This is a genomic window from Bradyrhizobium sp. WSM4872 (assembly GCF_055811715.1).
Map to the genome: position 1 here is coordinate 1 of NZ_JBVVPT010000032.1, position 12,428 is coordinate 12,428.

The following is a 12,428-nucleotide window of genomic DNA, read 5'->3' on the forward strand; positions in this document are numbered from 1 at the left end:
GTGGTGGTGGCGGCGGACGGCGTTCCGATATCGCGCTGAAGCACGATGTCGTTTTGCTCGGCCATCTCGCAAGCGGCCTTGGTTATTACCGCTTCAGCTATATCGGGAGCGACAAGGCCTATGTCGGCGTCATTGCGCAGGAAGTCGAGGATGTGAATCCGGTAGCCGTCACCCGCGGAGCCGACGGCTATCTCCGGGTCTATTACGAAAAGCTCGGTCTGAAATTCCGTACCTATCGTGATTGGCTCGAGAGCGGCGCGCGGATTCCTGCAGGGGTGACGCCATGATGGGTTTGAAGTCGCTTCATCGTGCGGCGTTGCCGGCCATCATGGCGCTGGCGCTCCTGAATTCGCCGTCCCTGGCGCAGCAGTCCTATCCGACACCGGAGGATGCGGCAGCGGCGCTCGCTGCCGCCGTCAAAAGCGGGCCGGACCGGGCCATCCTGAAAGTGCTCGGCAGCGCTGCCGAGGACATCGTCTCGTCCGGTGATGAGGTTGCCGACGTCGACATCCGGAAACGCTTCATCTCGATGTATGATGCTAAGCATTCGGTAAAGACAGAGGGTAACAAGAAGGCGATGCTGATGTTGGGTCCGGACGACTTCCCGTTCCCGATTCCGCTCGTCAACACCAAGACCGGCTGGGAATTCGATGCCACTGAAGGCCGCATCGAAGTGCTGTATCGCCGCATCGGCCGCAATGAGCTCGACGCGATCCAGACCAGTCTCGCCTTTGTCGATGCCGAGAACGAGTACGCCGACAAGGATCGCGGTGAGGGTATTGGCGTGTACGCGCAGCGCATCGTCAGCAGCGCGGGCAAGAAGGACGGGTTGTTCTGGCGCGACGACAGCGACCCGAGCCCGCTCGGTGCACTGGCTGCCCAGGCTTCGTCCGAAGGCTACAAGACTGAGGAGGGCCCGGCGCCCTACCACGGCTACTATTTCCGCATCCTGAAAGGGCAGGGGGCGAACACGCCAGGCGGCGCGCTGAACTATGTCGTCAACGGCAAGATGATCGGAGGTTTCGCGCTCATCGCCTGGCCTGCCGAGTACGGCAATTCGGGCGTCATGACCTTCCTGGTCAACCACGCGGGCGTTGTCTACCAGAAGGATCTTGGGCCTCGAACCAAAGTCCTCGCTTCCCGTATCACCGCATTCGACCCGGACCAGACCTGGAAGAAGGTCGATGGTGCAAAACCCTGAGCGACTGACGGAGATACTGCGTCGGCTACGTGGGCGCCTTTCCGCCCTCATGCTCATCGCATTGATTGTCCCCACGACGCCCATCTTTGCGCAGGCCTCGGGTCAGGTTCGGGTCAAGATCATGAAGGCCGGGCTACTGGTGGGCGGCGGCGCCGGGAAAGGCGTGCTCACCTTTCGCGGCCGCAACTACCCGTTCCACGTCAGCGGCTTGAGCCTGGGAGTTACCGTCGGCGCCAGCTTCGGTCGGCTCGAGGGCTGGGCTTCGGGCATTCGTGAGATCAGCGACTTTGCCGGCACGTACAGCTCGGTTGGGGGCGGGGCTGCCCTAGCCGGCGGCATCAATGGCGTCCAGCTGCGCAACGACAAAGGCGTCACGATGGTGCTGCAGGGACCAAAAGCTGGGCTGGAGTTTGCCGCCAACCTCAGCACGATCATGATCTCTCTGAAGTGAGCGCGAGCGAAATGCGGAACGGTCGCGACCGTCCCGTATCGTCATTGCGCCGAAGCGGGAGCGGAGATGGGCATTTCCAGTTCGAAAACGGAGCCCTTGACGGCCGATTTGACTAACCTCAGCTTTCCTCCGCACCTTGCAGCCAGGTTGGAGGAGATGGCGAGCCCCAATCCCATACCCCCTTGTTTCGTCGTGAAGAACGGGTCGAAGATGCGCTCTTGATCGCCTGGTGAGACGCCGGTGCCGGAATCTTCAACGGACAAATAGACCGTTGTGCCATCATCAAGTCTGGTTTTGATACGGAGCTCTCGTTGATTGGCGGGGACCGAGCTCATTGCGTCGATTGCATTCTTGCAGAGGTTCAAGACAATCTGCTGAAGCTCAGTGCCGTCCAGGGCGGCTGGAGGAATGTTGCTCTGAAACTCCGTAGCTACGGATATCCCGTTGGCCTGGAGATCGTGCTTCAACAGTCTCAGCGCAAGCTCTGCGACATCCTCGACGTTCGTCGAAGCGCCGCCGTGCGCCGTTTTGATCGTCATCTCGCGAATGCTCGATATGATGTCGGCGGCGCGGTTGCCGTCGGCTTCGATGTCGCAGAGGATGTTCTCGAGGTCCTCCAGTTCAGGGGAGGCAGCTCGCAGGTGACTGAGCCCTGTCGCTGCATTGAGCGAGATGGCCCCCAAGGGCGATCTCAGCTCATGGGCGAGCGCGCCAGTGACCGCGTCGATACTGAGAAGCCGGTTCGCTCTTTCGCGTCGCTGCAGGGCAGTGACGCTGGCGAGACGCGAATAGATATAAATCGTTTCAACGAGTAATACGGTCAGCAACATGCAGCTGCCGACTAGAACAAAGCCGCGTGCTGCATACCAACCAATGGTGAATCGAACCGAGCTGCCGATGATCGCCACCAGGAAATTGGGCAAGTAGGCGAGCAAAGTCACCATTAGCCAGAGGTCAAGAATGGTGCGCATCCGCACAAACAAGACGGTGAGAGCAGTCATATTCCATAGCAAGAGTATCAGGTTGACCTGATTGCCGAGGGGGGTCTGATGCCTGACATCGTTCACGTAGAAGCTGGGGAGAAATTCAGCTTTCGCGGTAACCATCCACGTCAGTCCTGCCACGGTGGCGATGCAGCCGATAGCTGTTGCGATCGCCGCTATTGCAGGTCTGCTTGGTCTGCCGGCGGTCGACTGATCCTTCGTGAACCCGTAGCCAAGGATCGCCGCAGGGAAGGTTGTGTGCCAAAGCACGTAAAGCCAAGCGGGGCTGTTCAGTCCATCCCCAATGACACCCGCGGAAGCATACCCGTTCGGAAACGCGAGCGTTTGCAAAAATGCGAACGATCCGCTGAAAACGTATCCACTTGCGAGCGCGAGAAGTGCCTGCTGAGGTTGGATCGAAAATTGAGCAAACAGCAGGGCCGCCGTGATGAACTCGGCAAGGGCCAGGGCGGTCTGCAAAACCGGAACGAAGCCATTGATCTGGCCCAACTGGATTCTGGCGAACGGTGCGATCACTGCCGCCAGGACGACGAGAAAGACGGCGACACCCACCGCCCAGGCCTTTTGGCGGGCGGTTGCGGGCATGTTCGCGATGATCAAGGGGAACTCCTGATCACCCTCATGAGGGGGCTCTCCAGCCGCCCTTGCCAATCGCTCGCCCGCTCGCGCAATGCGCGGCCCTGATGCTGCCGCACCGCCGACAAGACTCTTCAACTTGCGCTGGCTCATGCCGCCTCCGGGCACCGCGAGACACATCCTACTCGTCTAAACGCCCTCAGTGAAGCGCCTGATTGGGTGGTGGGTATAGACTGGGGCAATGGAGGAATTCCCGCCAATGGTGCGGATGGTGTGCTCCCGATCGACACGCTCGGCGAACGTCGCCAAGAATGACTCGGATTGTGCTTTGGGTAGGTCAACCGCTGCGCATCCATCAGCTCGCGTGTCGAGTGATCCAGCTCACGGCCATTGACACCGCCATTGACTATGACGCGGCCGTCGCGATGTTCTTCCAGCCGGCTCATGCAACGGATTATCGTCGACTTGGCGGACCTCGGTCACGACGCGCTCGCCGTGTCGCGAAGTTGTGGTTCACGCGCCCCCTGCAGCTCCTCCGCCAGATCGCCGGGCCGCGACAAACAGGCAAGCCGCCCAACCGCCTCAGACAACTGGCACCAATTCAGCGTGCAGTCCCATCCGTTATCTTTCAGCCAGAAGATTTCCGTCGTCGAAGTGGTGGCCGGGAGAGAAGGTGAACGGGACGGAGGCGGGAATGGGATTTGCAAGATCACTTTATTGCTCTTAGCTATTCTTTTCTCCGGATGCCGTCGAGTTCACCACGCATATCGTATACCAGCCGCTCCGCGGACGCCGTCGCGCCTGCCTCCGTCGGTATCGCTGACAGCGAACTGGTAGTCGGCATTGGCGTAGAAGCTGACGTTGGCGTTCATCCTCACACTCACCCCACCTCCCAGTTGCAGGCGCGTGGCCTGCTCAAGCAAGGGCACCAGATCGACACCGGAAAACGTCGTTGTCGCCTGCGCCGCCCAATCGCGCCACAGGTTGGCGCGCACATAAGGTTGCCACACCTGGCCGCTGTCACTGACGATGGTCCATCGGCCGCGTAGCCCGATCCGCCCGCTGGTGCCCGACGTTGTACCCAGTGCAACCGCACCCAGACCGTCATTGGCGTCGTCGAATGAGACATGTTGCCAGACGATCTGCGCCTGCGGCTCCAGCACGAAGCCCGGTCCAAACATCGGCAGCCGGATCGGATAGCCCGTCTCCAGCGACGAGAGGAAGCCGAAACCGGTGGTTGAAAGGCTGGCGAATTGCGTGGAGGCCGCGCCTTCGTAGCGCGTCGCCTGCGCCACTGCGTCGAGGAACCAGTCATTCGGGCCGTAATGCGTCCAGTAAGCGCCGCCCGACCATGCATTGAGATTGAGACCGCCGGTGTGACGGAGCACGTAGCCGGTCGCTGCTTCGTTAGTGACGAGGCCGCTCACATCGACATTGGCGTTGGCATATCCGACATAAATGCCTCCGGCATCGCGATGGCCCGGTATCCATTCGCTACGCCAGAGATCCATTCCGCTCTGAAAACCCAGCACCTGTCCGGAGGTGCGCGGATCAGCGAACGCCTTGTAGTGGTTGTCGATCTGCTGGCCGAGGAACCGGCCCCAGACCAAAGGTCCCCAGCTGGCGTTCAGGCAATCGGTCGACGCCTTCACCGGTGCCCTGCGCGGCATCCTGTCCCACGTGTTATCACCGGTTGGGCACGGCGTGTCCGTGTTTGCGGTCGGCGATGTATCGCCGTTGCGTTCATGCAAGGTGCCAAGCGTCGTCATCCCCAATTGCCGGGCGATCGGCTGGACCACGCCATAGGTCGCGATCTCCGGCCCAATAATTGGATAGACGCCCGGCGGCAGCGGCCCTGTCACCGGCGGCTCGGGCGGCAGAATTGGCGGTGGCTCGATCGGCGGCTCGATCGGCGGCCCCACGGTGAACGTCGATCGTAGGAACCAGTCGTTGGGACTGTTGCTGGGGTCGAGGCCACCACGGAAGAGAAAATAGTCAAAGGCGCCACCGCGCACCTCGCCGGCAAGCGCGAAAGCACCTTGCGCCGTAGTGCCGCCGTTAATTGCCTGCACCACTGTAATGCCGTTTGCCACCGTCTCAGCGCCGGGGCCGCCGATATTGGTGATGCGCAAAAAGGAATTGCCGGTCGCGTTCCCGCCATTGATGACGAGCCTGTCCGACGGCGAACCGTCAGCGCCAAGAAATGTGTTCATCGCGATCGTTCCGCCAATCCCGATGTAGCCGTTGGTCGTCAAGACCGTGCCCGGGGCAGTGCTCGTTCCCATGTTCACCAGACCGCGGTTCGTGAGGCTGAGTACGGTCTGATTGAAGCCGTTGAGATCGAGCGTTCCGGCTGAGGCCACCGCGACTGCCGAATTTGGACTGAACGTATTCACCGCGCCGGCTTCCAACGTGCCCGCGTTGACGTTCGTCGCGCCGAAATAGCTGTTGGCAGCGGTGAGCCTGGTGGTACCGGCAAGCACATTGACGGTGCCGGTACCGCTGATCGTCGGTGCAAACACATAGTCGGCGGACGTATGATTGAAGTTGATTGTGCCGGCGCCGGCGCCAAATGCCACGCTCGGGGTGTTGAGCGTGCCGGGCGCAGCGGCCGGGGCGCTCGCGCCCGCGCCGATGTTGAGCGTTCCAGTCGCACCTGCATTTGCCGCGATCACAACACTAGGCGCGGTAACGACGCCGCCTTCCGCAAGCGTGAGCGTGCCGGTGCCCGAATTGCCGACGTTCACGCCCGAACTGTTACTCCAGAGAGAGCCCGCGCCTGCCACCCTTACCGTACCCAGCGAGCCTGCGCTGCTGCCAACGTTGGCAGTGAACGCAGTGTTATTGATGACCGTCCCACCGCTTGTGATCGTGAGCGTGCCCGTGCCAAAACTGCCGATATTGAACCCGCCGCCTGCTGTGATGTTCAAACTGGAGCCCGGGCCGGTAACCGTCACTGTCCCTGACGAGTTGGTAGACAATCCGACGGAGACGCCGCCGAAACTGTTCACGGTACCGCCGCTTTCGACGGTGAGCGCGCCCGTGCCCAAACCGCCGACCACGAGATTGCCAATGTTCGTCCATGTGGAGCCGGCGTCGGAAACGGACACCGTACCCTGCGAACCCGGCAAATTACCAATAAAGCCGCCTATGTCGGTCAATGTTCCGCCGTTTCGGATGACGAGTATTCCTGTCCCGTTTTGACCGACCGTAAGATTCAGTGCTGTTGCTCCCGGTCCCCTGACCTCCGTCGAATTTGGGATCACCGTGTCAATGTTTGCGCTGGTCGCTGTGTTCGGAACACCGGCGCTCCAGTTTAGAGGGTTAAACCAGCCATTGGAGAATGCCCCGGTCCAGTTTGTCTGGGCGTGTGTCGAAACCGGTGCTGCAGTGACAAGTGCAATCGTTGCTAACAATCCCGACAAAAGATGTCTGCGCGCGGCGCGTGCTGGCGACGTATCGCGGCGCGGTCGGACGAAGAGAAGTCGATCCGGGTCCAAAGCAACCTCCAATCCGCAACGATAAAACGCAGCGGTCACGATGGAGTACAAAGGATCACAATTGTCATGGGATGGTCGTAAGTGTGACGATAGGAGATGCAACTTCAGTTTGTTGCGCGCTGATGCTGTTTGGCCACGCAATAGGGAGCGATACTGACCGATCGCCGGCATCACAAATGCCCGCGCCAAGTTTTCGCTGTGCTCCTGAAGTCTGCGCGTATTGTTGCGGGTCCGTGCGACTTGCCGCTCGGCTCCGACTACGATTGGCCAGCGACGGAGGTTCCACGATCTCGCGCGCTGTGCCGGGCAGGAGCCGGGAAGGTCGCGCGCTCGGCAACCCCGAGACATCGTCTAAGGCGACGGGTGGCCAGGCAGCGAAATTTTCAGATCATTAACAATGTTGAATCCCTGGCCGGAGCGATTGCCCTACCGTGAACCTTTCCGCCGGGGCTTTCCATGATCGATACCGCGACCAAGGCGTTGTTGCGCACCGTTCTCGACGAGGTGTGTGAAAGTGTTCCACGCTGTGAGATCGGCGCCAGGACCCGCGTAGCCTCGAAGCTTCTGGAGACCGCAAGCAGGGGTGACATCTCTGCGGATCGCCTGAAACAAGCGGCCCGCAGTGCTCTCTCAGAAATCCAGACGATGTGACGATGGTCATGTGGGGGCGGGGGTGAATTTCCACGTGACGGTCCTCAAGATCCTGGTGAGCTATCCGGATGGGTTCGCCGCCATGGAGGATCTCAAGCGGGATATGGCCATTCTGGCGACCAGCGGTCGCGACTGGACGGAGCGCACCCGGCGGCTCGCCGGACGGGTGCCGGGGCTGGACATTTTTTCGCAAGGGCTGATCGACCGGATAAATGGCGGGTGGCGCATCACGGACAAGGGCCGGGCCGTGCTTGATCTCATGGAAGCTCGTCCGGACCAAGCGCCGATTGCCGCCCAACACCCTCCCTCGGAGCCGGAGCTTGCCCCGGCGATCTCGCGACACATTCCGGCAGAGAGGGGCCGAGGACGACACGCGGCGCGCCGTCGCCGACGCAACGCCGGCAAGCAGGCTCGGGCGTCCTAGCAAGGAACGAGCGTCGCTCCCGAGGCTTGAGCTAGCGCCTCGTGATGGAAGAGATCCATGCAAAGTTCCGACGCCACCTTGTCGACCGCCCGTCTGTCGCGCGTGACTGATGATATCTGGGTCGTTGACGACGCGCCGATCAGCCCCGCCGGTCTGAAACTCCCGGTTCGTATGACCGTCATTCGGCTCTCGAACGGCGATCTCGTGCTGCATTCGCCGGTGAGATATTCGCCGACTCTCCGCGGTGAGTTGGAGCGGCTGGGCGCGATAAGGTACTTGCTCGCGCCGAATATCGCGCACTGGATGTTCCTGTCCGCTTGGCAGAGGGAGCTGCCACAGGTGACGATTTTCGCGGCGCGCGGCCTTGCGGCGCGCAGGCAAGTTCGCGCGGCGCGCATCCGCATCGACCGCGAACTCGGAGACACAGCGCCCGAGGAATGGAGGGCCGATCTCGAATCCGTCTCGGTGAACGCGCCGATGTTCTCCGAGATCGAGCTGTTCGACAAGCGCAGCCGGACGCTGATCCTGACGGATCTCGTGCAAAATCTCGATCCTAATGATCTCAGCGCGCCAAACGAGGCCGCGGCAAACCTTCTCGGCATTTCCAAGCCGCACGGCACGGCACCGGTCTATCTGCGGCTGCTGCTGCGCCTCGGGGGCCGCTCCGTGCGGTCCGCAGCCGAGCGGCTCATACGGCTGTCTCCAGAGCGGGTGATCTTCGCGCATGGGGACTGGTTCGAAGTGAACGGAACCGAGCGCCTTCGGCGATCCCTGCACTGGCTGCTTCCGGCGGGCGGCTCCGGATCTGAGCTGCGGCAAATGACTGGCACGCGCGTCGTCATCACCGGCGCATCGAGCGGAATCGGGCGTGCCGCGGCGCTGGCCTTCGCCGGCAAGGGCGCAAGCGTGGTCTTGGCGGCACGCCGTGCTGAAGTCCTGACGAACCTCGCCGCGGAATGCGAGGCGCTCGGAGGCCGCGCGCTGGCGATCCCGACCGATGTCACCGATGCCGAGGCAGTGCAGCGACTGGCCCGAGAGGCCGAAGACGCCTTCGGCGGCATCGACGTCTGGATCAACAACGCCGGTACCGGCGTTTTCGGGGCCTATCAGGACGCGGATATCGCACTGCATCGCCGAACGATCGAGGTCAATCTCCTTGGCACGATGCATGGCGCTTTCGCGGTGCTGCCGATCTTCCTCCGCCAGAACCGCGGTATCCTGATCAACAACATCTCGCTCGGCGGCTGGGCGCCGACGCCTTTTGCTGCGGCCTATACCGCGAGCAAGTTCGGCCTGCGCGGCTTCACGGCGAGCCTGCGTCAGGAGCTCAGTGCTCACCGCAACATTCATGTCTGCGGCGTCTTCCCGGCCATGGTCGACACGCCGGGCTTCGTCCACGGCGCCAACATGTCCGGCCGAACGCTTGATCCCGGTCCGCTGCTGTATCAGGCGGAGGACGTTGCCGAGACGTTTGTGAGCCTCGTTCGCGCACCGTGGGATGAGGTCGCCGTGGGCTGGCCGGCTCGTGCCGGCCAAATTGCCTACGCGATGGCTCCGCAGACTACCGAGAACATTGTGGGAGCTGCCTTCCGCTACCTGCTGTCGCGCGCGCGCCCGGCGAAGAGCAGCGAAGGCACCATGATCGAAGCTGGTCCGCAGGGCACGTCGATCGACGGCGGTTGGCTGTCACGCAAGCAGCTCCCACCTGCCGGGGTGATCAGTCAGGGGCTCGCGGCGCTGGGACTAGCAGCGGGCGTGGCTCTCCTGGCTTCAGCAGTTGCGCGTCGCGCCGGCAGATCTGGGCAAGTCGTCGGCAAGCACAAACAAACCGTGCCGAGGCAGATCAGGGCAGCGCGTAGGCCCGCACGTAATCGCCGAGCTTAGTTCCGAATGACCCGTGGCCCCCGTCGACCGTGACGACATATTGCTTGCCGCCGACCTCATAGGTCATCGGCGTCGACTGGCCGCCGGCAGGAAGGCGGTCCTGCCAAAGCTGTTTGCCATCGCGAACGTCGAACGCGCGGATGTAGTCATCCATCGTTCCCGTGATGAAGATGACGCCGCCCGCGGTGACGATCGGACCGCCGAGCATGGGAACGCCGAGCTTGAATGGCAGCGGCAGCGGGGCCTGATCGCGGATCGTGCCGATGCGGTGCTGCCAGACCACCTTGTGCGTCCTGAGATCGATCGCTGCGATGTTGCCCCATGGCGGGGCAAGGCAGGGGATGCCGAGCGGCGAGAGGAAAATGCCGAGGTCTACGCCATAGGGGGCGCCGTACATCGGCTGCACGCCCAACTCGGTTCCTGGTGGATGCGCGGCATTCGGCGCGGCCGGATTGTCCTTTCCGCGCGGCACCAGGCGCGAGATGAAGGGTATCGATTGGGGGTTCGCGATCGCGATCTGGCGCTGCGGATCGACGGCAATGCCGCCCCATTCGAACATGCCGAAGTCTCCGGGAAACACCAGCGTGCCTTGTTCAGACGGCGGCGTGAACGGCCCCTCATAGCGCAGGCGCTTGAACTTGATCCGGCAGGCGAGCTGGTCGAACATCGTGCTGCCCCACATCTGCGCGTCTGTCAGTTTGCCGGAGGGGCGGAAGCTCAATTCCGAGAAAGGCTGGGTTGGCGACAGCCGGTCTCCATTCGCGGCGCCCTGCGGCACCGGCTTCTCCGGTGCGGGCACCAACTGACGCCCGTCGCGGCGGTCGAGCACGAAGATGTCGCCGGTCTTTGCCGGGATGTAGATCGCGGGCGTCACGCCGCCGTGAGAGCGCAAATCGACCAGACTGGGCTGCGACGGCATATCCATGTCCCAGAGATCGTGGTGCACGTTCTGGAACGACCAGCGCAGTTTTCCGGTCGAGACATCGAGCGCAATCAACGCCGAATCGTAGCGCTCGTTTTCGGGCGAACGGCCGCCGCCCCAGATATCCGGAGAGCTCGAGCCGAGCGGCACGTAGACGAGTCCGAGCTTTTCGTCGACTGCGGAAATGCTCCACGAATTGGGTGAGCCGGCTGTAAAATGATGCGAGGCCGAGGGCATTTCGTTCGGATCGGAATTGCCGGCATCGAACGCCCATATCAACCGTCCTGAATAGATGTCGAAGCCGCGGATCACGCCCGACGGCACGCGATCGGAATAGTTGTCGATCACCGCTCCGCCGACGATCAGCACCTTGTCCGTGACGACAGGTGGGGAGGTACCCTCGTAGAAGCCGAGTGTCTGGATCTCGCTGCCTTGCTTGAGATCGATCTGTCCCTGGTTACCAAAACTCTGGCAAGGCACGCCGCTCTGCGCATCCAGCGCGAACATCCGCCCGTCGTTGGTTGGTATGAAAATGCGTCCCGCACAATCGCTCGGCGCCGGCGTGCCGTCGGCTGTGACCGCCCCGGGCTTGGTCGCGTGATAGGACACGCCCCGGCAGGTCATGTGCTGGAACGCCTTGTTGTGCTGGACCTGCGGGTCGAACTTCCAGCGCAGTTTTCCGGTCGCCGCTTCGAGCGCGAACACGATCTGGTGCGGCGAGCAGGTGTAGAGGAGATCTCCGACCTTGAGCGGGGTCGCCTGGTTGGTGATCTCGTCGGGATCGTCCGGGCCCTTGTGGTCGCCGGTGCGGAATTCCCAGGCGAGCTTGAGGTCCTTGACGTTGTCCTTGGTGATCTGGCTCAGCGACGAGAAGCGCGAACCGAAGCCGCTGCCGCCGTAGGCCGTCCAGTTCTGCCCGGCAGCGGGCTGGTCCGCTTCGGGAGCCGCAATGGCCCCCGTTGTTTCGCCCTCAGGGATCGTGCCGGCAAGATCGCGGCGATCGCTCGTCAGTGACAAGCCGACGACGATGGCTGCGGCGACCAACACAAGGCCAAGCGCCCATCGCGCTGCGCGCAAGCGAGGCGCCAGGCGGGCGGCAATGAAGGGCAGCATCAGCCACAGGCCAAGCGGCACGAGCACGTCGCCGCGCGGCGCCAGCGACCAGAAATCAAGGCCGGCTTCCCAGATCGCCCATGCCATCGTTCCCGCCAGCAGCGCGGCATAAATCCAGAGCGCCTCGGCACGGCGGCGCGCGAGCAGCCAGCTCGTGAGCAGAAGCATGATGCCCGCGATCAGATAGTAGACGGAGCCACCGAGCGCCGCGAGCCAGGCACCGCCGGCGAGAAGGCCCAGTCCCATGATAGCGACGACCACAATGGTGATGGCCAGCAATGGCGCGTCGCGGAACCAGTTCGTCGAACGGTGTGTCGATGTCATGATGATCACTTCAGCGTGTAGAGAAACGCCGCGATATCCCGCGCGTCCTTCTGCGGGATGCCCATTCGCGGCATGGCATTGCCCGGCAACGCCCTTTGCGGGTCCTCGATCCAGTCAGCCATGTTGTCCGGCGAGTTCTGGATGTAGCCGGCGATGTAGGTCCGCGTGCCGATCCGATGCAAGGGCGGGCCGACATTGCCTTCGGCGCCGGCGATACCAGGAATATCGTGACAGCCGCCGCACTGGTACTGCTTGACGAGGTCGGCGCCACGATGCGCGTCGCCCATGAAATTGTCCGGGCCCGCAGCCTTGCAGGCGGCGCCTGTCGTAGCCACTAGCACGGTGACTAGCAATCTCATGATCGGATTCACCATCGCT

General features: G+C 62.5%; 10 protein-coding genes. 6 read left to right on the forward strand and 4 right to left on the reverse strand.

Features of this window, described 5'->3' with window-relative positions:
* From AC0L3C_RS30155 to AC0L3C_RS30165, 3 genes are all read left to right on the forward strand, one after another.
* A partial coding sequence (locus tag AC0L3C_RS30155; protein WP_473409750.1) for a tail fiber domain-containing protein occupies positions 1-287 on the forward strand: 287 nt, incomplete at its 5' end.
* Positions 284-1,201: a DUF2950 domain-containing protein gene (locus tag AC0L3C_RS30160; protein WP_473260273.1), complete on the forward strand. Its 918-nt coding sequence runs from the start codon at positions 284-286 to the stop codon at positions 1,199-1,201. The genes AC0L3C_RS30155 and AC0L3C_RS30160, both read left to right, overlap by 4 nt.
* A 49-nt stretch (positions 1,202-1,250) precedes the next feature.
* Complete coding sequence (locus tag AC0L3C_RS30165) at positions 1,251-1,652, forward strand: hypothetical protein (protein ID WP_473260271.1); 402 nt, start codon at positions 1,251-1,253, stop codon at positions 1,650-1,652.
* A 41-nt stretch (positions 1,653-1,693) separates the two neighbouring features.
* On the opposite strand, the gene AC0L3C_RS30170 is transcribed toward AC0L3C_RS30165, so the two are convergent.
* Both AC0L3C_RS30170 and AC0L3C_RS30175 read right to left on the reverse strand, forming a co-directional pair.
* Positions 1,694-3,385 (reverse strand): MASE4 domain-containing protein, encoded by a 1,692-nt coding sequence (locus AC0L3C_RS30170; RefSeq protein ID WP_473409751.1) that lies wholly within the window; start codon positions 3,383-3,385, stop codon positions 1,694-1,696.
* Positions 3,386-3,987: 602 nt separating this feature from the next.
* Positions 3,988-6,393: an autotransporter family protein gene (locus AC0L3C_RS30175; protein WP_473409752.1), complete on the reverse strand. Its 2,406-nt coding sequence runs from the start codon at positions 6,391-6,393 to the stop codon at positions 3,988-3,990.
* A gap of 795 nt (positions 6,394-7,188) precedes the next feature.
* Between AC0L3C_RS30175 and AC0L3C_RS30180 the strand changes: the two genes are divergently transcribed.
* The 3 genes from AC0L3C_RS30180 to AC0L3C_RS30190 are packed head-to-tail and all read left to right on the forward strand — an operon-like array spanning position 7,189 to position 9,691.
* Positions 7,189-7,383 carry a hypothetical protein gene (locus AC0L3C_RS30180; protein WP_473279956.1) on the forward strand — a complete coding sequence of 65 codons (195 nt, stop codon included), beginning with the start codon at positions 7,189-7,191 and terminating at the stop codon, positions 7,381-7,383.
* 22 nt (positions 7,384-7,405) lie between these two features.
* Positions 7,406-7,807, forward strand: coding sequence for a hypothetical protein (locus tag AC0L3C_RS30185; protein WP_473260263.1), 402 nt, complete (start codon positions 7,406-7,408; stop codon positions 7,805-7,807).
* Positions 7,808-7,864: 57 nt separating this feature from the next.
* The gene (locus AC0L3C_RS30190; protein WP_473409753.1) at positions 7,865-9,691 is read left to right on the forward strand and encodes an SDR family oxidoreductase; all 1,827 of its coding nucleotides are present in this window, start codon (positions 7,865-7,867) and stop codon (positions 9,689-9,691) included.
* Here AC0L3C_RS30190 and AC0L3C_RS30195 read toward each other — a convergent pair.
* On the reverse strand, positions 9,651-12,050 hold the full coding sequence (locus AC0L3C_RS30195; protein WP_473409754.1) for a glucose/quinate/shikimate family membrane-bound PQQ-dependent dehydrogenase: 2,400 nt from the start codon (positions 12,048-12,050) through the stop codon (positions 9,651-9,653). The two genes, AC0L3C_RS30190 and AC0L3C_RS30195, sit on opposite strands and share 41 nt — an antisense overlap.
* A gap of 5 nt (positions 12,051-12,055) precedes the next feature.
* A complete protein-coding gene (locus AC0L3C_RS30200; protein ID WP_473260255.1) occupies positions 12,056-12,409 on the reverse strand; it encodes a c-type cytochrome in 354 nt (117 codons plus the stop codon).
* Between the last annotated feature and the right edge of the window lie 19 nt (positions 12,410-12,428).